The sequence below is a fragment of the Hymenobacter siberiensis genome (assembly GCF_018967865.2).
GTDB classification, from domain to species: Bacteria; Bacteroidota; Bacteroidia; order Cytophagales; family Hymenobacteraceae; genus Hymenobacter; species Hymenobacter siberiensis.
Genome location: NZ_JAHLZY020000001.1, coordinates 1,851,317 through 1,872,657, shown reverse-complemented (window position 1 = coordinate 1,872,657; position 21,341 = coordinate 1,851,317). Strand labels below are relative to the sequence as shown.

General features: G+C 56.6%; 20 protein-coding genes. 6 read left to right on the top strand and 14 right to left on the bottom strand.

Annotation, left to right across the window (positions count from 1 at the left end):
- Positions 1–46: 46 nt before the first annotated feature.
- The 9 genes from KQ659_RS08270 to KQ659_RS08230 all read right to left on the bottom strand — a co-directional run bounded on the left by KQ659_RS08270 (position 47) and on the right by KQ659_RS08230 (position 10,190).
- Positions 47–1,039, bottom strand: a complete 993-nt coding sequence (locus KQ659_RS08270) for a ComEC/Rec2 family competence protein (RefSeq protein WP_216689220.1) — start codon at positions 1,037–1,039, stop codon at positions 47–49.
- A gap of 6 nt (positions 1,040–1,045) precedes the next feature.
- Complete coding sequence (locus tag KQ659_RS08265; RefSeq protein ID WP_216689221.1) at positions 1,046–1,738, bottom strand: hypothetical protein; 693 nt, start codon at positions 1,736–1,738, stop codon at positions 1,046–1,048.
- Positions 1,739–1,746: 8 nt separating this feature from the next.
- Positions 1,747–3,819, bottom strand: coding sequence for a sensor histidine kinase (locus tag KQ659_RS08260; RefSeq protein ID WP_216689222.1), 2,073 nt, complete (start codon positions 3,817–3,819; stop codon positions 1,747–1,749).
- A 283-nt stretch (positions 3,820–4,102) separates the two neighbouring features.
- Positions 4,103–6,664 (bottom strand): BsuBI/PstI family type II restriction endonuclease, encoded by a 2,562-nt coding sequence (locus tag KQ659_RS08255; protein WP_216689223.1) that lies wholly within the window; start codon positions 6,662–6,664, stop codon positions 4,103–4,105.
- A 60-nt stretch (positions 6,665–6,724) separates the two neighbouring features.
- A complete protein-coding gene (gene dnaB, locus KQ659_RS08250) occupies positions 6,725–8,137 on the bottom strand; it encodes a replicative DNA helicase (protein ID WP_216689224.1) in 1,413 nt (470 codons plus the stop codon).
- 12 nt (positions 8,138–8,149) lie between these two features.
- Positions 8,150–8,995 carry a hypothetical protein gene (locus KQ659_RS08245; RefSeq protein ID WP_216689225.1) on the bottom strand — a complete coding sequence of 282 codons (846 nt, stop codon included), beginning with the start codon at positions 8,993–8,995 and terminating at the stop codon, positions 8,150–8,152.
- The gene (locus tag KQ659_RS08240) at positions 8,992–9,597 is read right to left on the bottom strand and encodes a hypothetical protein (protein ID WP_216689226.1); all 606 of its coding nucleotides are present in this window, start codon (positions 9,595–9,597) and stop codon (positions 8,992–8,994) included. The genes KQ659_RS08245 and KQ659_RS08240 overlap by 4 nt, the downstream gene beginning before the upstream one ends.
- A 9-nt stretch (positions 9,598–9,606) precedes the next feature.
- Positions 9,607–9,939 carry a helix-turn-helix domain-containing protein gene (locus KQ659_RS08235; RefSeq protein WP_216689227.1) on the bottom strand — a complete coding sequence of 111 codons (333 nt, stop codon included), beginning with the start codon at positions 9,937–9,939 and terminating at the stop codon, positions 9,607–9,609.
- 2 nt (positions 9,940–9,941) lie between these two features.
- On the bottom strand, positions 9,942–10,190 hold the full coding sequence (locus KQ659_RS08230; protein WP_035558046.1) for a hypothetical protein: 249 nt from the start codon (positions 10,188–10,190) through the stop codon (positions 9,942–9,944).
- A gap of 256 nt (positions 10,191–10,446) precedes the next feature.
- On the opposite strand from KQ659_RS08230, the gene KQ659_RS08225 reads away from it, so the two are divergent.
- Complete coding sequence (locus KQ659_RS08225; RefSeq protein WP_216689228.1) at positions 10,447–11,142, top strand: S24 family peptidase; 696 nt, start codon at positions 10,447–10,449, stop codon at positions 11,140–11,142.
- Positions 11,143–11,430: 288 nt separating this feature from the next.
- Here KQ659_RS08225 and KQ659_RS08220 read toward each other — a convergent pair whose 3' ends face one another.
- Entirely contained in the window at positions 11,431–11,634 is a 204-nt protein-coding gene (locus tag KQ659_RS08220; protein ID WP_168674057.1) for a hypothetical protein, read from the bottom strand.
- Between the two features lie 51 nt (positions 11,635–11,685).
- Positions 11,686–12,015 (bottom strand): hypothetical protein, encoded by a 330-nt coding sequence (locus KQ659_RS08215; protein ID WP_216689229.1) that lies wholly within the window; start codon positions 12,013–12,015, stop codon positions 11,686–11,688.
- A gap of 270 nt (positions 12,016–12,285) precedes the next feature.
- Here KQ659_RS08215 and KQ659_RS08210 point away from each other — a divergent pair, with 270 nt between their 5' ends.
- Positions 12,286–13,482, top strand: a complete 1,197-nt coding sequence (locus KQ659_RS08210) for a lactonase family protein (protein WP_216689230.1) — start codon at positions 12,286–12,288, stop codon at positions 13,480–13,482.
- Positions 13,483–13,690: 208 nt separating this feature from the next.
- Positions 13,691–14,842: an AI-2E family transporter gene (locus KQ659_RS08205; RefSeq protein ID WP_216689231.1), complete on the top strand. Its 1,152-nt coding sequence runs from the start codon at positions 13,691–13,693 to the stop codon at positions 14,840–14,842.
- 75 nt (positions 14,843–14,917) lie between these two features.
- Here the strand turns inward: KQ659_RS08205 and KQ659_RS08200 are convergent, their stop codons facing one another.
- Positions 14,918–15,349, bottom strand: a complete 432-nt coding sequence (locus tag KQ659_RS08200; protein WP_216689232.1) for a hypothetical protein — start codon at positions 15,347–15,349, stop codon at positions 14,918–14,920.
- A gap of 519 nt (positions 15,350–15,868) precedes the next feature.
- Positions 15,869–17,917, bottom strand: coding sequence for an RICIN domain-containing protein (locus KQ659_RS08195; protein ID WP_216689233.1), 2,049 nt, complete (start codon positions 17,915–17,917; stop codon positions 15,869–15,871).
- 187 nt (positions 17,918–18,104) lie between these two features.
- Between KQ659_RS08195 and KQ659_RS08190 the strand changes: the two genes are divergently transcribed.
- Positions 18,105–18,332, top strand: a complete 228-nt coding sequence (locus tag KQ659_RS08190; protein WP_216689234.1) for a hypervirulence associated TUDOR domain-containing protein — start codon at positions 18,105–18,107, stop codon at positions 18,330–18,332.
- Positions 18,333–18,403: 71 nt separating this feature from the next.
- Here KQ659_RS08190 and KQ659_RS08185 read toward each other — a convergent pair whose 3' ends face one another.
- Complete coding sequence (locus KQ659_RS08185) at positions 18,404–19,984, bottom strand: amino acid permease (protein ID WP_216689235.1); 1,581 nt, start codon at positions 19,982–19,984, stop codon at positions 18,404–18,406.
- A 268-nt stretch (positions 19,985–20,252) separates the two neighbouring features.
- Between KQ659_RS08185 and KQ659_RS08180 the strand changes: the two genes are divergently transcribed.
- On the top strand, positions 20,253–20,687 hold the full coding sequence (locus KQ659_RS08180) for a hypothetical protein (protein WP_216689236.1): 435 nt from the start codon (positions 20,253–20,255) through the stop codon (positions 20,685–20,687).
- A gap of 158 nt (positions 20,688–20,845) precedes the next feature.
- Positions 20,846–21,304, top strand: a complete 459-nt coding sequence (locus tag KQ659_RS08175; protein WP_216689237.1) for a DUF4890 domain-containing protein — start codon at positions 20,846–20,848, stop codon at positions 21,302–21,304.
- The last annotated feature ends 37 nt before the right edge of the window (positions 21,305–21,341 follow it).

The window sequence follows — 21,341 nt, the reverse complement described above, 5'->3', positions numbered from 1 at the left end:
GCCAACAGAGTTAACATCATCTCAATTTGATACAATTTGTGAATTATTAATTCGGATAAATTCTGCATACTGCCAATGGTACATAAGTATTTACAAAGCTTTCATGAGCAGCTTTCGGAACAATTGTGACAGTGGCATTAGTGACATTAAGCTCAAAAGTCCCCCCACAACACGAATTGTTACTTTTCCCTTTAGCAAATGCTGCGTTAAGGTGACTATTAGAAGCTAAAGGGGGTAATTTAGCGCAGGATTTTGACAATTGCGTACAAGAAATATAAGCCAATGGCAACAACGCTTTTATCGTTGACACGATTTCCATCCTCGGGGTGCCGTATTTGCCACGCCCAGTTGAAAAAAGAACGGTGTTAGGGGAAACCAATTGACAAAAATGGGTTGTAAAATCTGCGAGATTATTAGTATCAGCATTACCTCCATGGTGAGGAAAAACGGCAACTTGAGCCTCTATATTAAATCCTAGTTTTTTAATTTGCTCTAATCCGAACTCATCAACATCACCCGGCAAAAGAAGTGCAGAAACCTGCGTAGTTAACACTTTGATAACTGCACTTAATCCATTAGAGCTCATACTATGGCCATCCGGTGATATTCCACCGGGACCAGTTTTAATTAATGAATAAGTTGGATAAACAACTTCTAGCTTGAACTCACCAATATCAATTAGTGCGCCTGTCCGATAAAGTTCAACAGGATTTTCATCCATTCTGTTGTTTATTATTGCATCTTCAATTAAAAATATTACATCTTTCCAAAACTTATCTGTGTTGGCAGAACGTGTAGAGTCCGTATTTAAGTACAATTTACCTATACTTATCGTTGCCAAAGACAACAAAGCAATCAATCCTCGCAAATGGTCAGAATCTGCATGAGAAACCATTATTTGGTCTATTCGTGTAATTCTGGCCTGTTGAAGGAAGTTTAATAAGCCGTCGCCAAAACCGGCATCAATTATGACATTTTGAGCATCTTGAATTACCGTACAATTACCGTGACCAACGTCCAATACACTTATAATAGCCATTAGATTCTAGTACTCAAAAGACTTAACAAATATTTGTGAATATTTTTCTGCGCCTATGTTAGACTGCGCGAAGAAGCGGCTTTTACCCTCTTTTAAGAATCTATCCCTTATCATTTCAGGTACCTTCTCAAACTTTAGGCGTACCAGCGGAGCATCTTGAGGGTTGTCCCATGCCGGTATTTCAACTTCAAACATTCGGGAATTCTCATCAAATCTTTCGAACCTTATCAAGGTTCTCCAAGCAACTCTACTTTCTTCCCTTTTGATGTTAAACGCTTCTTTAGCAGACTTCTCTATGGCATGTGCAAGCACATCTATATCTTCTCCTACCTCAGAGTGGAGAAGCATGACAGGAATCCCATCCAGGTAGGGCCGAATTTCATTGTCTATGGTGTCTCTATTCGCAATATTACTCGTAATCAATACGCCTGGAAAAGAATTTTCTGAACAATAGGCAACCAACTGGGCCCCAGAAAAATTTGCATAATTTCTTACTTTAAGATTCAAGTCGCACAGCGCGGCATCCGAAATTGATTTTATTTGCTTGAACGTATCGTAGCAATTGGATAATGGCCCTGCAAGCAACATTGGCTCCAAATCCAAATCCTCAATTTCATCACTAAGCGCTTCTCGCATATCTTTTAAGTCATCAATGACAGAAATTCTAGACAGCGACTTTCCCGACACATTTATTGACATGGTTCAATTCAATTTTTTAAGGTTGGGATTGTCAATATGAATTCTGCTCCGCCATCGCGACCATGGGCTTTAGCTTCAGCTGTGCCTCCTAAATCACGTATGGAGTCTCTCACAATTGTCAAGCCCAAACCTGTGCCATCACTGTAGCCAGTTTGCCCAGGAGTCCATATGTCTTTAACATCAATGGCCTCAATTCCTGGTCCATTATCTGACACAATTACACGCACTTCATTTCCAGAGATTTCAGCAGTAATGTTAATAATCCTGATGCCTATCTCAACATCGGTGAATGCTTTGATGCTGTTCACTAACAGGTTTGTGATTATTGATTCAATCGAAGCCTCGCTACCCCTGATGAACGGGTTGCCCTCTAAACTATCAGCGCTTACCCTTACATCTCTTTCATCAAATAGGGGTTTAAATTTTGTGAGGACATTAGAAATAGTCTTGTAAACATCCACCCTAGTGTTCCGTCGTTTGTCCTTTTCAACAAACCCAAGCATAAGGTCTTGAAAGCTGCTAATCTGTTTTGATTGCTTAATGATTTGCTTTGCTGGATTTGACAACCTTTCCTTGTCTTCAACTTCCCCTTTTTTAATACGCCTTAATATAGTTTTAGCACGGCGCTCAATCAAAGAGACTGGATGTTTGGTTTCATGAGCAAAAACAGCTGCGACAACCCCCACAGTACTAAGAGTGCGATACAATTGAACTTCCCCTCTTAGCGAGTTGGCTTCTTTTTCCCAAGCGCTATCATAGCTTTTTACTATGGTGCTAATTACTTCTTGCTCATTCTGTTTTAGTTTAGAAATAGCCTGTTTCAGATTTTTCTTCTGAATTACAATTTCTTCTGAATTATTCTTCCTGGTTTGTTCACGTCGTAATTCAGCCTCACGCAGCCTTTCACGAGCCATGAAGTTCAATGCCTCTTGAGCAAACTCCACAACTTCGTTGAAAGCGTCATTTTCTATTAGTCCGGTTCGGTCCGTTTTCTGTTGAAATCTCGAATCGACATGGTTTATGGCTATTCTCCCAATTGACGAATTCGTACTGGGTCTAACTTCAGGGTTCCTAACACGTGCAAGGTTTAAACTTAGCCAGTCGTCACCGTTATTACCGTAAGGAGCTACCCTTATTCCGTTCATATATAGATAAACACCGCCAAACTCCTGTAGCCAATTTCTTACCTCACCCATCGCAACTGGTCGAGTAGCGAAAGTTTCGGTATTGAGGATAAAGACCCATAAATCAAACTCGACTCCATGTACGGAATAGTTTTGATTTTTCCGCTTTAGTCTTAAAGAATCATGGTCGGCCCCGAAGAGTAATCCTCCTCTATGGTCATAAACATTAGCTGAACCGTAACCAGCCTCGTCTATTCTTGCTTTTAAGTGAAATTCTGAGTTTTCAAAATACCGCTGTTCTACTAAACGCTCTAAATCAGCAAAAGCAGCAGCCTTGAGCTTTGGTTGAAAGCTACCAGGAGTATCCGAAAATGGGTCACCTAGCATGAGCATTCCACGGGCCAGACGTTTAACATCCATCCTGCCGAGTCTATTTCTCAGATTGATTATTTCAATCACAGAGCCCGTGCCTCTACCCGCTAGATTCAATTCTGCATAAATATCTATCGGAACATCGTCTACGCTATCTACATCGACGAACTGGTCCCAGTCAATTGAAACTTCATATGTGACCATCGGGTCTTCGAAGTAAGTAGTAGTAAGTTGCGCTACCGTACCCATTCTAAGCGCAGCGAGCCTACCCAATCCTTTATTACCGGCTGGCACCCTGTTCAAACGCGTACGTTTAGTTGGGTCTTTCTGTGACTCCCCCAGAAGCAGCCAGCCATTATAGAGCTGGTCTGGAGTCATGCCATCACCATCGTCAGTTACACGGATAATAGTGCCCGCATCATTATCGATTATTTCAACTAAGCAATTGTATGCATTTGCGTCATATGCGTTTTTAACTAATTCTAGGATTCCTTGGTCATATCCTATATTCAATTCTTCACCCAACCGACTTAGAATTGAGGGTGAAAATCTTATGTGAGCTGTTCTAAGCCTTTTTTTGCTCATAAGATGCTGTGATGAATTATTTGATGGATTTTATAATAAATGCCAAGGAGTACTTACAAGCCTGCAGCACCTTTAGAAATCTCACTTATTGGAAGCAGTCGTAACAAGGTCTTAGCTTAAACTAACCGAGCTGCAATCTCATAGCGTGCAGATTAATAACAGGAAATCTTAATTAAATCGTTGTTGGTAAGTTAGTTATTAATGCAAGCATAGAGGCTAACCCAGTAAACTTATGGAAATGTAATCAATTCCGGCCACTGCCGTTTGCTGCACTGCGAGGGCCTTAAGACTTGTCCTCAACATGAGGTCCGAGGAAACGCGTGCCGTTGAAGTGCAGCATGTGGGTTGGAGAATCGGCAAACCATACCTCTGTCTCCCATGATATGTCAACCCTGTACTTGGCCATCGACTTGCGGTCAGGAAAAGCACTTACGAAAACCAGTTTGTCTTTAACAGCGGCGAACAACTGGCTCAACTCCTCGTGCCGCTTGTTGTCAACGGGGCCGTGACTGGTAACGGATTCAATCAGTAGTAGCCAATCCTTCTCACCGTAATACAACACAACGTCGGGCATTTTGCCATGCTTGTCCACCGTCACGCCCAATTCAGCCAGCCTCTCCCGGTCAAAAAACTCATTCTGCGGCTTCGTGTCGCCGATATAGATAACCTCCGCTCCTGGTGCGTAGCGAGGGCCAAATACCTTGATGATATCGTGAATGAGTTGGCTATGCGCACCGGCGCTCAGCGTAACCTCCTTACCGTTGGGCAGCACCAATGGAATCAACGCCATGTTTCGCTCCTTTGCGTTTTTCTCTATTAGGGTCGGCCGGTCGCGGAGGTGCTGCTCCAGCTTCGAGGCCCAAGCTGGCGTACCAAACGTAGTAAGCAGCTCCCCAAGCTGTTCATACACCTGATAGCAAGCCTTCGGTGAGTTGACAGGACGTGAACGGTTGTCCGGGTTATAGTCGACAATTCCGGCGCTGCCAAACTGATGTAACGTTTGTCGGCGGAAAGTCTCACGCGAGTTCGGAGCATAGGTCGTCTGGTAATTATCTCGACACCAGTCCATTATGGGTGTTACCCCCATTACCGGGCGCTCTAGCTTCTGCCAAGAGCCATCCGGTTTTAGATTGAGTAAAGCCAACAGCGTCAGCGCCGAGCGGTCGTTTAGCTGGGCCCGCGGCATGCCAAGGGCCTTGAGAATCTGTAGGCTCTCTTGGACTTTCTGCTGCTTAGGTGTAAACGTCGATTCTAGCTCAAATAGCGTGTTATTCATTTTACGGTCGGTTACTACTTCCTGTACAATTGCGTCTAGCTCATCTATGCCTTTATCCTTCACTCTTTCCCCTATCTCCTCAATGGTTTTCAGGGACGGCATTGGAAGAGCTCGGGCCTCGGTGGCACTTACTTGAGTATTACCGTTGAAAACTCGGAAGAAGGCATCATAAAGGTTGCTGTTCAGCAGAGCGGTCAGGCCTGCTACCTGTTGCTCCGTTAGTTCAGCCTTTATGGAATAGAAGTAGTTCAGCTTATTTTCTAGCCCCACACCATCGTATTCCGCCCAATCCTTCTTGTAATAGGGTGCGGCTATGAGGCGGTGCTTGTCATCCTTGGCGCTGAAACGGCGCAGCAGCACATAGTTACGGTTGGGTAATAACCCGGCGCGCTTGCCGCCAGCCAGCGCAATGAACTGATGCCTACCGCGCGCGTTGGGCCAGTCGATGCGACCACGGCGCACGTGGTCAATCCAAAACAGCGGAACGTAGCCAGCGCTGGCCTCTTCGTTGAGGTGCTCGGTAACTCGAAAAGCCACTACCGGACCAGTAGATACTTCGATGCCGAAATCCCTGAGTCTATGCCGCCACATTTTGAAATCCGCAATTAGACTTCGTTCTGCGTTGCTTGTGGGCAGAAAAAGTACCTTTTCCTGACTGCCCAAGTCAACTAGTTCATCAAGCATGCACTGCTGCACCGTCGTTTCGTGCACGTCGTGGCCAGCCTCAGAAGCCAGGACGCGCACCGGATAGTCTTGTTCGCCGGCATGATTAACCCGCGTAGCTTTAAAAATCATGTTCTCCTGCAGCACGGCATCTTTCTCGAATGCCTTGCTGCGTGAGTGGAACAGATGAAATACGTCCAGCTGCAAGTGCTGATACATGAAGCCTCGGAACCGCTCGAAGTAGGGCCCTGAGCAAAAGCTACGAGGTATGATGAAAATAAGCTCGCCGCCTTGTTTAGTGAGCAAAGCAGCCTGTACAATAAAGAGAGAATAAATATTAGGCTGCTCCTGTTCTTGCTGGCGTGCTAGGTCATTGCGCGGGTCTTGCTTGCTTAGCTTAAAGTATGGCGGGTTAGAGATAACCACGTCATAAATGGGCTGAGCTGATTCGAGTGCAGAACCCCATAGTTGCTGATTCTCCAGAATGAAATCACGCGGAATTAACCGTGGGTGGCAGGAAATCCCTTTGCTGCCCAACCAGTCAGATAAGTGAACAAGTACAGCATGGGCATATGGCTCGATGCCGGCGTCAACGTCATAAGCGTCCAGGTATAGGACGGTGAGCTGAGGACTAGTTCGTACCAAATGTTCAACTAACGAGCAAGCCAGCACACCAGTACCAAATCCGGGGTCCAGTAGCCGGGCCTCAGTGCCGGTAAACGTAGCTAGACTGGCTAGATAGGCCCCGATTTCATGGGGCGTGAAGAACTGCCCCAATTCCTTTTTATGAGTATCACTAGCCGCTGCTGCGTACTCAGAGGCAAGTTGGGAGGCGTAAGCACTAGGTAACGCTTGGGCAGTTGGGGGGGATATAGATAGAATATCGGTGTCTACTTCTGGTGTCATGTCTACAAAGCTATGGCATTTGCCTAACCATGCTAGAATTGTAGCGGAAATGATTTTCGCTTATATCCGCACGTTCAGAAGGTCAGTAAACACCCCCCGACGCAAGTTGCAGGCAGCTACTACTTCGTCAGTGGCGCCGTTGCGATGCTTAGCCATGTCGAAAAGAACCGTATCAGCCGTGGCAGTGCCGTCCTCGTACTCGGTGATGTTGTAGTACTCGCCGCGCCAGAGGAAGATGATGCAGTCGGCGTCCTGCTCGATGCTGCCGGACTCGCGTAGGTCCGAGAGCATGGGGCGTTTCTCTCCTCCCCTTTTCTCTACGTCGCGGGAAAGCTGACTGAGGGCGATGACGGGGGCATTTAGCTCTTTGGCCAGTTCCTTCAGGCCGCGGCTGATGCTGCCTACTTCCTGCTCGCGGTTTCCTTTGGTGTCGCCGCGCATGAGTTGAATATAGTCTACCAGGACCAGGCTTAGCGGCTGCTGGGCGTGGAGGCGGGCGCACTTGGCGCGCAGCTGCTGAATGCTCAGGCCGGGCGTGTCGTCAATGTAGAGCTGGTGGCCATGGGTCTTGATTCGTTGGGCCTGCTGGCGGATGTGGGCCACTTGCTCGAGGCCGCCGGGTAGGTTGCCACGGCGCAGGTCGGAGTTGCTGTAGCCGGGGACTTCGCTGGCCACCATCCGCTGCATGAGTTGCAGGGTGGGCATTTCGAGGCTGAAGGCGGCGGTGTGGTGGCCGTGGTCGAGGGCGGCGGTGCGGGCGAAATGCAGCAAAGCAGCGGTTTTGCCCATCCCGGGCCTGGCGGCTAGGATGATGAGGTCGCCGGGCTGCCAGCCGCCGGTAAGGCCATCGAGGGCGGCGAGGCCGGTGGGCACGCCGGTGAGGCCCTGCTGTTGAACGGCCTGCGTGAGGCGTTCAAACGTGGGCTCAAACGCATCGGCGGCGGTTTGGCCGGGCCGGGTTTCGAGGGCTCGATGCAAGCCCGTGAGGTGGGCCTGGGCGTTGGCCAGCAGCTCCAACGGGTCGCGGGTCTGGTCGTAGCCGTGGGCGGTTAGCTCGGTGCCGACGCGGATGACGACGCGGCGGGCGTGCTGCTCCTGCAACAGGCGGCAGTGGGTTTCAAAGTGGGCGGCGGAATTGATGCGGCTGGTGAGGCCGGCGACGAAGTAAGGGCCGCCGGTGCGGTCCAGGGTGCCGCGCTGGCGCAACTGCTGGGTGACGGTGAGCAAGTCGGCGTGGTCGCCGCGCTGCACCAAGTCGCGGATGGCCAGGTACACCTGCTGGTGAGCGGGGCAGTAGAACACGTCCTCGGTGGGCAGAATGGCCAGCAGGGTGCGTTGGGCGTCGGCTTCGAGCAGAGCGGCCCCGAGCACGGCGGCTTCGAGGTCGAGGGCCTGGGGTGGCAGGTGGCCGCTGCTGGGAGCCGAAATGACGGAGCGGCGGGTAGCGTAGGGCTTTGGTTGAGTTTCGGACATGGCGGAATGGGGTTAGCTCCAGCGGGAGGGGTCGAGGGGTTTGGGGGAGGTGCGGGCCCGGGGCGGCGGGGTTGCGGATGCTGCGCCGGTGGGCTGGAACTGGGCGCGGCGGTGCATCCAGCGGCGGAAGGCAGCGCGCCAGTCGGCCATGGGGGTTTTGCCGCTCACGCGCCAGCCATTACTTTGGAAGTGGTCGCAGAACGCGGCCGCCTCGGCTTGGGCGTCGGCGCTGTTGGGTTGGTACTCCGCGGCGTAGGCCTGGACCTCGGCCAAAGTGGGCGGCGCGGGGGGGCCTTTCTTCCGGGCGTCAGCCGGTTTTTTAGCTGACTTCTCCTTCACATTTTTTTCAATGAGAAGAGCGGTCGCGGTGGCGTCAGCCACCTCTCTTTCTTTTATTGAAGATGTAATTGAAGATGAAGATGAAGGGGTTGGAATTTGCTTAACCCCGGTGGTTGGCGTTTGCTTGGGGGGGTGGTTGGCAGTTTGGTTGGCAGTTTGGTTAAGCAAACGTGGATTTCCGCCCTTTTTGCCCGATTCGGTCCGCACTTGCCGCAACCGCTCGTCTTTAACCATGCGGCGACAAAACAGTGCGCCGTCGGACTCGCGGCGGCTGGCGACGCCATAGGTTAGCAGGGTGGTTAGGATTTGGTTGGCACTTTGGTTATCCAAACCGAGGCGGCGGGCAATGACGGCGTCGGGCATGGGGGCGCCGTTGACGAGCAACACGCCGCGCTCGTCACTGTCGTGCATCATCAACAGCAGCTCGAACCAGGCCCCGCGCTGCAGCAGGTCGAGGGCCTGGACGCCCTGGTCCTTGTGCCAGTCGCCGGGGTAGAATTGGATAGCCGGGAGCTTCATGCCTCGGGACGAGTCGACACAAGTGAAATGGAGGCTGCTCCTGACTGCTCGAACAGGTCGAGCTGACGGTAGTCGGTGCATTTGCCGCGTAGGGCGGCTTCGACCTCGGCCAGGGCTTCGCTTAGCTCGGTTTCCAGCAGGGGGGCATAGGCGTAGGCAGCATCGGTTTCGTCATCGAAGCTGATGTAGGGGCTCGTAAGATTGAGCACCTTGCCGGTGGTAAGGGCACGCTGGCCGATGAGGGTAACGCCGGACTGGCCCTTGCCCATTGAGAAGCCGGTGACGGTGAAGGCCTGGAAACGGGCGGGCAACTCCTCGGCCGTATCGGGCCAGAAGTCGGGCGTTTCGTTCAGCTGCTCGGTGAGCAGGCAGAGGTGCGGCACCAGGCGACTGAGGCGGTGGGCCAGGTCGGGGTGAATCTGCTCGGCGCAAGTGAGGGCGAAAGCCCGCGGCGGAGCCTCCTGTATGCGCTGCTCGGTGAATTCGCAGGTCAGGTGCTGGTCTTTGAGCTTGACCTTCTGGATGGTGATGATGGATGCGGTGGCCTCTGGCGCACCGGGGCCGGGCCCAACCGGGCCGACGATGGGGAGTAGTGGGGACATGACAGGGGATTAGGCGGCCTGGGCCATCAGCGGGCGGCCCAAGGGCATGGTGGTGGGGGGCGGCAGCTGGCGGTGGTAGCGTTTGACGTACCGGTCGAGTTCGTAGAGGCGAAAGCCCCACTCCTTCTCGTTGAGACGCACGCCCGACAGGCGGCCGGCGCGGCGGGCCTTGCGGATGCCTTCTGGCGTGAAGCGCAGGTACTCGGCGGCCTCGCGGACGTTGAAAAGCCGGTCGGGTGGCGCGGGGGCGGGCTTGGTGGCGTCTTCCAGGGCCTTAAGGCGCTGCACGTCGGCCAGCAGCTGCCGCCACTCTTGTTCGGGGACTAGGAGAGCTACTTGCATGGCTAGGCGGCGGTGGCTTTGGTGGCACGGACCTGGAGGGCGGCAACCCGCTTCTTTTCGGCCTCCACCACGCTGATGAAGGCCTCGGCCACGTCGGTGTTGTGGTAGCGGCCCAGGAGGATGTTGTAGACCTGCTGCTTGGAGTAAATCAGGCCCTTGGTGGCCAATAATTCGACCGTGCGCTTGGCAAAATCGTTGCGCTTGGGCAGCGTGGCCCGTAGCTCAGAAATAATCTTTGCGAACTGTTCCATTTTGTTTGCTATTACGTATCTTTGTTTAGACTTCGAAGCCCAAATGTGGCTATTAAAGTTTGTAACAACAAAAAAAATTTATTGAGTAACAGCAAAAATAATGGACCCTAGAGCACACGTTGGCACCCGCATCAGTGAACTGATGACCCATTACAACTTGTCGGCTTACCAGTTAGCCAAAAATTTAGGCTACGAAGGTCCACAAAAGTTGTATAAGCTAATTCAGAATAAATCCAAGCCGGGCTATGAAACTCTGATGGATATTCTGGACCATTACCCGCAGATGCGGTCGGAGTGGCTGATGCGCGGCGACGAGCCGATGTTTAAGACCACGGACGCCAAATCGGAGGTGAAGGCAGCGGCGGGCTTTACTGGGATGCCCTCGGTCGTGACGGTGGATGCCAATGGCCTGGAGGTTATTAGCGTGGTGCCGAGGAAGGCCGAGGCCGGCTACCTGCTGGCCCGCGACGTAGAGGACACGATGGTTGAACAGGAGACGCTGAGCATCCCGGGTATGCCGGGTGGTAAGACGGTGCGGGCCTTTGAGGTGTCCGGCAACAGCATGCAGCCGACGCTGAACCAGGGCGACCTAGTGGTGGCCACCTGCACCGAGCGGCTGGACCTGATTCAGCCCAAGCACGTTTACGTGGTGGTGGCCCGCGACCGGATTATGGTCAAGCGGCTGCGGGGGCCGGTGAAGCGCGACGAGCCCATTGAACTGCTGTCAGACAACCGGTTTTACGACCCGTTCATCCTGCCGCAAAATGATTTGAAGGAGTTGTGGCAGGTGCAAGCGGTAGTTACGCGCAGCGTACCGGCCAACACCAATGAGTCCTTTGACCGGATGCTGGTGCTGCTGGAAATGCTGGCCCACGACTCGACCCAGCTGCGCAGCATTCTGCTGGACGTGGCGGCTCGTTACGACGTGAAATTAGTGGGTGAAGCAAGCTAATTGAGCTGCTGCTACCAATACTGCTACCAAGACCAAAACAACCGCGTTTAGAGGCGGAGTGAATGGGTAGTAAATGAAGGAGTTAGGGCCGTAAATCTGATAGTTCCAAGTACCCCGGCTCCGGGTACATTCGATAAAATAACGCCAGAAATGGAGCTTAGACACTTGGTGTCGGCCCTGTTTCTGGTATTTTTATTTACAAAAGATTGCCAGTCGCTTGCAAACAGAAAGAAGGCCTTATCCGATGCAACAGTAACGAAACGGGGTGATTCTTGGAAGGTCTGTCCCCTACCCCTTATCCCACCTCACAGCGAACTCCTGCTTGCTGCAATGCATCCACAGGCGGGAAACGGGGTTGATGATAATGATTTCAGCCGGGCGCTCATCGTCGGCGGGGCTCAGGCCTAGTTCAAGCTCGTATTCCTGGCCGTTGCGGAAACCAGCGTAGCCATCCATGCCGCGAAACGTGTACTTCTTTTTCTGAAACTCCATGCGGCAAAGGTAGGACCACGGCGCACGGCGGGGCCAACGGTATTGGGCTTTTTAGCGCGGCGGGGCTTGTTCGCCGGGCGCAAGGCCAGGGAGTGGCAACCGGGCAAACTTGTTTTCGGCCAGGGTATAGCTCATCCGGAACAGGCGGTCCTGGCAAATGTGCTGGTCGCCGGTGGGCTCCGTGATGACCCAGTCGCCCGCAAACACGGTGATGCGGCCCTTGCGGCTGGTGAGGTAGGCGTGTGGCGACATGGGCAGCAGGCTGTCGTTGCCCGCAAAGGCTGGGACCTCATCGGCCACCCCGGCCACTTGCAGGCCCGGAAACCACTGGCGGGCTTCAATCAGGTTGGTATCGGTGGGGAGGCGGGTGAAAAAAGGCATGATGGGGTACTGGGCAACAGTCTGATTAGCAACAGATATAAGCGGCGTTGAATGATGGGCCGGCGGTGCTTTTTCTGCAAAATTAAGGCGCGTCAGGTGAATATTTTATGAGGCGCGGCGACGGGGCGCTTCCGGCGGTGGGCCCACCTGCTGGACTTTTATTTTTGGTAGTGAAGCAGTTTTTTTCGTGGTTGGAGCCGATTTTTTACGTCCGGAACGCTGGGCACGGCGGGTTTTGTGCATTTTTGCACCTTATATTTTGACTTCTCTATGACTAATTTTCCTGTATTTCGCGGCCGGATGCGCTTCCTGAACGGGCTGGGGCTGCTTTCCATCACGCTGTTGGCGGGCTGTGCGCGGCCGGCCGGGAGCAGTAGCGCTATCGCCAAGGACTACTGGCTGTACGTGGGCACCAACGTGGGCAATGAGCAGGCAAGCACCATTTTCCTGTACCGCGTGGATGCCGCTACCGGCGCTTTCACCAGGGTGAGCGCGCAGCACGGCGGCGCCAGCCCCACCTACCTCACCCTCTCGGCCAACCACCGCTTCCTGTACGCGGTAAGCGAAACCCAGACGTTTCGGGGTGCGCCGGGCGGCGGCGTGAGTGCCTTTGCCGTGGCCCCGCGCACCGGCGACCTGACCCTGCTCAACCAGCAGCCTTCCAACGGGGCCGCGCCCTGCTACATCAGCCTCGACCACACCGGCCATACAGCCCTGGTGGCCAACTACGTGAGCGGCAACGTGAGCGCGCTCCCCGTGGCCGCCGACGGCCAGCTGGGTGCCCCCACTACGGACCAGCACACCGGCAGCGGCCCGCACAAGAACCAAACCAGTCCGCACGCCCACTGCCTCCTCCCCGACCCCGCCAATACGTTTGCCTTCGCCGTAAACCTGGGCACCGACCGGGTGTACGGCTACCGCCTCGACCCCGCCAGGGCCCAGCTCACCCGCGCGGCCGAGCCAGCTTTCGTGGCCAAGCCCGGCGCGGGGCCGCGCCACCTGGTTTTTCACCCCGATGGCAAGCACGCCTACCTCATCAACGAGCTGAACTCGACCGTGACGGCGCTGGCGTATGACGCGGCCGCCGGGCGCTTCCGCGAGCTCCAGACGCTGTCGGCGCTGCCGGCCGGCTACACGGGCGAAAATTCCTGCGCCGACATTCATGTTTCGCGTAACGGGCTGTTTCTCTATGCTTCTAACCGGGGCCACAACAGCATCGCGGTATTTGCCATCGATACCAGCAACGGTACGCTGGTGCCCATCCAGGATGTGGACACGCAGGGCAAAACGCCCCGCAATTTCACCCTCGACCCCAGCGGCCGTCTGCTGCTGGTGGCCAACCAGAACTCCAACAACATTTTCAGCTACCACGTTGACCCGCAATCGGGCCTGCTCACGCCCACCGGCCAGAGCACGGAGGTGCCCTCGCCCATGTTCCTGCAGGTGACGGAGGATTTCGGGCGGTAGGCCGGGTCGACATGCTGACGAAGGAGGAATCTGGGGAAAACCGTTCAAATGGATTTTCTCAGATTCCGCCTTCGTTGGAATGACAACCAATGCACTGGCCGGGAATTCCGCTCCCCCCACCGAAACCCGACAACGTGGCGGCCAAGGGCACGTAAGCGGGCAAACCGGCCGGCATGTTGCCCCAGCCGGCTCTTTTTTCACCCTTTCGATGCCTTCCCCCTCCGACTCCCAACCCCGCGAGCTCCGGTTTCCGCTCTACGTGAAAGCTCCGCTCATCCTGCTGGGGCTGGCGCTGCTGGTATTCACGCTGCACATTGCCAGCGACATCATATTTCCGCTCTTTTTCGCGGCCATTTTTGCCATCATGCTGCATCCGGTGGAGCAGTGGCTGCTGCGCCACCGGGTGCCGCCGCTGCTGGCCATCCTGCTTACGGTGGTGCTGGGCGTGGCGGCGGTGCTGGGGCTGGTGTATTTCATCAGCGTGGAGGCCGCCCAGCTATCGGACCAGATGCCGATGTTCAAGAAGAAATTCACCGAAACCGCAACCCAGGTGCACGAGTGGCTGCAATCGCGCGTGGGCCTGAGCGACCAGAAGCTACAGGGCTGGATGAGCGAGGCCGGCACCAAGGCCCAGGGCCTGCTGGGCGGCACGCTCTCGGCGGTATCGGGCCTGCTCGTTACGTTCACCCTCATTCCAGTCTATATTTTCCTGCTGTTTCTGTACCAGAAGCGGCTGGTCGATTTCCTGGTGCAGGCCTTTTCGGGCCGGCGCCGCGATACCAGCGTGAGCGAAGTGCTGCGCGAAAGCAAAACCGCCATTCAGAGCTACATGGTGGGCCTGCTGATTGAGGGCAGCATCGTGGCCGCGCTCAACGTTACGGCCCTGCTCATTATTGGGGTGCCCTACGGCCTGCTGCTGGGCGTGATGGGCGCGCTGCTCAACTTCATTCCCTACATCGGCGGGCTCATTGCCATTGCCCTGCCCATGCTCATGGCCTTTGTGGCCAACGATGGCTACGGCCACGCCCTGGCGGTGCTGGGAGCCTATATGCTCATTCAGTTCATCGACAACCACTACCTGATTCCGCGCATCGTAGCGTCCAAAATTCAGGTAAATGCCCTGGTGGCCATTGTGGGCGTGCTAGTGGGCAATGCCATTGGCGGCGTGGCGGGCATGTTTCTGGCCCTGCCGGTCATCGCCATCCTCAAAATCGTGTTCGACCGCATCGGGCCGCTCAAACCCTGGGGCATGGTGCTGGGTGATGAAGAAACCCCGCGCGGCCGCAAAATCAACCCCGCCAAAAAGAGCGTGTTAGCCGCCGAAAAAGGGGATACGGTACCGGAGATTGAGGCGGCCTGAGTAGCCGTGCAAACGGCACGAATAACTGCTCCTGCTCCTTGCTTTGCTTCAACAAACCCTCTTCTGCACAGCTGTTTAACGGCTTAGCTCGGCCTCTTGCAGCCATTTCTCAGCATCTCCCATCGTGGAGAAGCGTTGGAAAATCAGGCCCGCCGGGGCGCCGCTCACCACCGACTGCGTGGAGAGCCGGTGCATGGGGTCGGCCCCTTCCACGATGGCGCAGTACTGAGCCCGCGCCTCGTTGATGGCCCGCGGAATCCAGTGCCCGATGAGCCACTCCTGGGCCGCACCGGAGAGGGGCGCCCGCTGGCCGTGTTCGGAGAGAATCTTGCGGGTGGCCGTGCGCAGCATCAGCGTCATCACCTGCTCGTAGAAGGTCTGGATGGCTTCCAGCACCGCCCGCTCGGGGGCCCACACCAAACGCACAAAGCCTGACGGCTGGTAAAAAACCTTACCGGCCGTATTTTGAAACAACAGCGTTTCCTGAGCGCGCGACAGCAATGGCATAAAAGGGAGGGGCACCCGATACCAGCGGCGATAGTGCGCGGTTTCGGAACCAGACAAAATTACGCCCGGACCGGCCTACTCAGCCTCCATCCCACAAATTATACCTGCTTGCCTGAATCAGTTTCGGGCAGCCATTATCATCAGGCTGAGCCATTATTGCGCTTTCTACATATCTACCAGTACGTTAGCAGGCCTAGCATGCGCTTGTTCTCGGATAATCCGTTTGGGCGTTTGCTGGCGCCCCTCGATGGTTGTGCCCTGACGCAGAAATTATCAACGCAGCCCCCCTCTCCTGCGGAGCAGAAAAGCCTAACGGTTTAATTTCAACTGGTTTGTCGAGTTCGATTTTATGTGGCTTGACTGGCCCGCTGGGCGGGGCATTATCACGGTGCTTTACGCAATAGAACTTACGCAAGGGTGCATTTTACCAGCCCCAGCGGGGTTGTACCCGGCAGGGCTTCGTAAACAGGGGTTTGCGCAAGTCCTATGTACGTTTAATTAGGGGAAACAGCCTGTGCGCTACTTCACAATTACCAGCTCCACGCGGCGGTTGAGGCGGCGGGTTTCTTCGCGGTCGTTGCCGAATTTCGGCTTCGAGCCGCCGAAACCTACAGTGGTGATGCGGCTTTCAGCCACGCCCCGGCCCACGAGGTAGCGCTTCACTTCGGCTATCCGGTCTTCGGAAAGCTGTTGGTTTTTGTCGGCTGGGCCCACGTTATCGGTGTGGCCTTCGAGGCGCACTTCAGTGGTGGTGGCGGCTTGCAGGGCAATGGCGAGGCGGTTCAGCTCGGTGTAGGCTGAGCCCAGCAGCGTGGCTTTGCCCTGGGCGAAGATGATGCTGGGCAGGTCTACTTTGGCCCCCACGGCGGCGGGCAGCAGCAGGATATCGCGCCGGGGCGAGCCAGCGGCTACCAGCGTGTCGCCCATTGTGAGCAGGCCCGCGCCGTTGGCCGAGAGGTAGTACCGGCCGGGCAGCAGCGACATCTGGTAGTTGCCCTGGTTGTCGGCAGTGCTGGTGGCCAGGAACTGCGGACTGGTTTTGCTGGTACCCAGCAGGTTGGCCTTCACCACCGCGCCTGCTACCGGCTGCTTGGTGCGGGCATCCAGCACGCGGCCGCTCAGGAAAGCACGGCCCGAATTCTCATTGGCCTCGGCCACCACGGCGGGCTTGGGCAGCGAGTCGGGCGGTGTGGCGCGGCCCGTGCGCAGGATATCCTTGGTGCCGTTGGGCGTGGCCGAGGACGAGAAATAGGCCGTTTTGCCGTCGGGCGTGAGCGTCAGGTAGGCGTTGAAGCCGGGGCCGTTCAGGGCCGGGCCCAGGTTGCGGGGCTCGCTCCAGCGGGTCCAGCTGTCGTCGAGGCGCTGGCTCACGAACATATCGGCCGAGCCGTAGCCCATGTGGCCGTACGACGCAAAATACAGCGTTTTGCCATCGGGCGTGAGCCAGGGCGCGAAGTCGAAACCGGGCGAGTTGAGCACCGGCCCCAGGCTTTTGGGCTCGGTGTAACCGCTGCTGCCATCGGGGCGGCTCAGGTAAATATCGTTGCCGCCCTCGGAGTCGCCGCGCTCCAGCGAGAGCAGCAGCGTTTGCCCATCGGCCGACATATAAAACCCCGTGCCCGTCACCGCCGAGTAGAAATTGGCAATGCGCAGGGCCTCGGGCCGGGTGGTTTTGGGCGTAGCGCCGGGGGCCACGGCGGCAGATTGCGCCACCCGGCTCAGGCCCTCGTCGTGGAAGGTGCCGTCGCGCTCGTAGGTGCCGCGCACCACCAGGAGCTGGCCACCGGTGCCGGTGGTGGCTTCCACGGCGTTGTTCTGGGGCGTGTTCAGGCCGTCGAGGCGGGTGGGCGCGCCCCAGGTTTTGCCCTGGTCGGGGCTCTGGCTCAGCCAGGCATCGCCGGAGTCGGTGTTGCCCTCGGTGTTGCCGGCAAACTTGGTGCGGGCGAAGTACAATGTCTTGCCATCGGGGCTCAGCACGGGGTGCACCTCGTTGCCGGGCGAGTTGATGGCCCCGGCCAGCGGCAGCGGCGCTCCGAAGGGCGACGGCCCTTCCAGCACATTCAGGCGCAGCCGAAACAGGCGCCACTGCTGGCTGGCGCGGCCGTTGTTCTTCTGGGCCACCACGGGCGTACCGTTGAATTTATCGGCTGCGGCCAGCGCGGCACAGCGGGCTTCGCTGCGGTTTTCGAGCTGAAAGCTCCCCAAAGGGCCGGCCGGCACCAGCCGCCACTGCTGCTGCTCGCTGCCCTGAAAGGGGCGTTGCACCAGGCCCAGGCCCTCGCCGGGCTTGTCCACGGTCAGGCACTGACTGCTGTGGCGGGCTTCGATGCGGTAATATTCGCTGCCGGCCCGAATGGGCACAAAGCGCCATTGCTGGCTGGGGGCGTGCGTGAACTCCCACTGCACGGCCGCCGCGCCGCTGGCCGTGCTGGCGCTGGCAATGTCAAGGCAGCGCCCGCTGCCCCGGTCAATTAGTCCGTAATAAGCCCGCTCATCGGGCACGAAGGGCGTTTGGGCGGAGGCAAAGAAGGGCAGGAACAGCAGCAGCGACAGGAATCGAAACATCATGGGGGGCGCGCAGAATGGCAGCACGCATGGTTGAACTACGCAAAAGAACGGCGAAATGGCGGAGTAGGGCCACCAATGGCCCAGTGCCCGCGCCCCAACCCGCCCTGCAACGACAGCCCGCCGTTGGCAGTACACGTACTCTCAACTCATTTTAGTGACTGAATTCCCGCACTTTCTCCCTGGTTTTATGCGCAAAGGCACCCAAGTCTCCTGGAAATACGGCACCGGCACGGCCACCGGCAAGATTGAATCGGCACACAAAGAGCCCATCAGCCGCACCATCAAGGGTAGCGTCATCCACCGCAACGGTTCGGCCGATGACCCCGCCTTCGTCATCGTGCAGGAAAACGGCGACCGGGTGCTCAAGCTCAAAAGCGAGGTGAAGGCAGCATCAACAAAAAAACCCGCTGGCTAATGCCAGCGGGTTTTTTTGTTGAGTTAAGAGTTGAAAAGACTAACGCTCAACCTTTAACTCTTAACTCAGTACTACCGGTTGTTCTTATCGGGCTTGATGAAGGCTTCTTCTTCCATTTCGGAGGGCACCACTACCACGCCCTTCTGGAGCATGGAGTTACGCTGGCCGTAGAGGAAGTACACGATGAAGCCCAGCAGCATCCAGCCCACTGCTACCTGCAGCGTGAACGAATCGAGGCCCACGATGAGCAGCGTGCACACCAACGCGCCCATAATGGGCACCAGCGGGAAGCTGGGCGACGAGAGCGGCGCGCGGAAAGGCCGCGGCTGGGCGGGGTCCGACTTGCGCATAATCCACACGCCCAGGCTCACGAGCACGAAGGCCAGCAGCGTCCCGAACGAGGTGAGGTCGCCGGCCAGCGAGCCGGGCACGAAGGCCGCGAACAAGCCCACGAACACCATCAACATCAGGTTGGATTTGTAGGGCGTGTTGAAGCGCGGGTGCAGCTCCGAGAATGCCTTGGGCATGAGGCCGTCCTTGGCCATCGAGAAGAATACGCGGCTCTGGCCCATGAGCATCACCAGGATAACCGACGTGAAACCGAGCAGGATGCCCACCGTCACGCCCGTGGCCAGCCAGCCGTAGCCGGGCATGTGCGCCCGAATGGCATAGGCTACCGACGCCTCGCCGCCTAAAGCCGGGTCGGCAAACTCGCGCCAGCTGGCTACGCCCGTCAGTACGTGTCCGAACAGAATGTAGAGCACTGTGCAAATAGCCAGCGAACCCAGAATGCCGATGGGCATGTCGCGCTTGGGGTTGCGGGCTTCCTGCGCCGCCGTGCTCACGGCGTCGAAACCGATGAAGGCAAAGAATACAATGCCCGCCCCACCGATAATGCCGCCAATGCCGTGCTTAAAGAACCCTTCGTAGGTCCGCACCACTTCGCCGGCCGCGTTTTTCACCACGGCATCGGCCGGAATGAGGTAGGGCGTGTGGTTGACGGGGTTGATGAACTGCCAGCCCACGGCGATGAACACGACCACAATCAGCACTTTCAGCACCACAATCACGGCGTTGAACATGGCCGACTCCTGCGTGCCTTTCACCAGCAACAGACTGAGCATCACAATAATGAACAGCGCGGGCAGGTTGACAACCCCGTGCTGGTCTACGCCATTAATAATGGCGTGCTCGAAAGGTGAGTGGGAAAGATTGTACGGCATACTGGTCCCAAAGACCTCCAGCAGCTTGTTGAGGTACTCGCTCCAGGCAATGCTCACGGTGGCCGCGCCCAGGGCGTATTCCATAATCAGGGCCCAGCCGATTACCCAGGCCACAAACTCACCCATGGTGGTGTAGGCATAGGTGTAGGCCGAGCCGGCAATGGGAATCATGGCCGCGAACTCGGCGTAGCACAGGCCCGCAAACACGCAGCCGAAAGCGGCCAGAATGAAGGCCAGCGTCACGCCCGGCCCGGCGGCCTGCGCCGAAGCGGCGGCGGTGCGCACAAACAGGCCCGCCCCGATGATGGCGCCCACGCCCAGCGCCACGAGGTTGCCCGCGCCCAGCGTCCGTTTCAGGGTGCCGTGCCCGGTCGAGTTGGCCTCGCCCAAGAGCACAGCCAGTGGTTTTTTGGCGAAAATACTTGCCATGTGTTAGATGTAAAGAAGGAAGAAGTTTGAAATAAATGAAAGAATTAAAAATCCCCATCCGGCCCGTTGAGCAACGAAAATACTCCCGGGCGCTAGTGGCGGAGCCGAAATATAGGCAGCATTTTCCCACCGCCGGGGCACTGCCCCCGCGTGAGCGTGGTTCTACGGGCCGGCCCACGGCCGAAATCCCCGCGCCCAAGCCGGTTTAGTCACGTGCATTCCAGCGTCGATATTACTTTCGTTACCCTAATCCCCCCCCCTGCCTACCATGAAAAAGCTCCTTTTTATCATTGCTGTCAGCGCGGCCACGGCCGGTACCAGCCTTGCGCAGACTCCCGCTACTGCTACCGTTCCGGCCCAGGCCGGTACCACCCCCGCCCCCGACCAGCTGGCCCAGCGCCGCGCCCAGTACCTCGGCAAAGAACTAGGCCTCACTGCCAACCAGCAGGCCCGCCTGGGCCCCATCCTCATGGCCCAGCGCCAGCAACTGCAGCTGTTGCGCGAGCAGCGCACCACCGGCGGCCGCAAACTGGGCACCGCCCAGGACCTGAAAGCCAGCGAAACCCGCACCGACGAGCAGATTAAAACCGTGCTTACCCCGGAGCAATTCACCAAATTCAGCCAGATGCGCGACGAGCAGCGCGAGAAGATGCGCGAGCACCGCGCTGCTAATGCCAACGCCCCGGCTGCCCAGCCCGAATAGGATGGCGCTTCGTCAATAAAAAGCGGCTTTGCGTCGATGAACTGGCTCTGGAAGCCGGTTGGCGAAATGCTGGCATACTGCTTGTAATTACCCCGGCAGGCACCAAAGCCACTCCCGCACCGGGCCTGGTGCTCCCCTCATCCTCAACCAACCCATTTTTGCTTATTCCCGCCATGAAGAAGAACCTGTTTCTGCTCGCCGCCCTCGCTTTTGCTACCGCTGGCACCAGCTTCGCCCAAACCGCCGTGAAAACCACTGGCTCCGATGCCAACCAGACGGCCCGCCACTACAGCAAAGACAACCAGGGGCCGAAAGACCCCGCCAAGATGGCCGACCACCGCGCCGGCAAAATGGCCAAAGAGCTCGGCCTCAACGCCGACCAGGAAGCCAAAGTAGAGCAGCTGATGCTGGCCCGCCAGCAGGAAATGACGGCCCTCAAAACCAAGTACGGCACCGACAAAAAAGCCGGCCGCCCCGAAATGAAAGCCGCCCACGACCGCTACGAGGCCCAGATGAAGACCATCCTCACCCCCGAGCAATTCGCCAAGATGGACAAGATGAAAGCCGAGCACCACGGCCACGGCCGTGATGGCGGCAAGATGAAGACCAAGGCATAATACCCTGCCCGCCGCATAAAAAAAGCTCCCGCCTTGA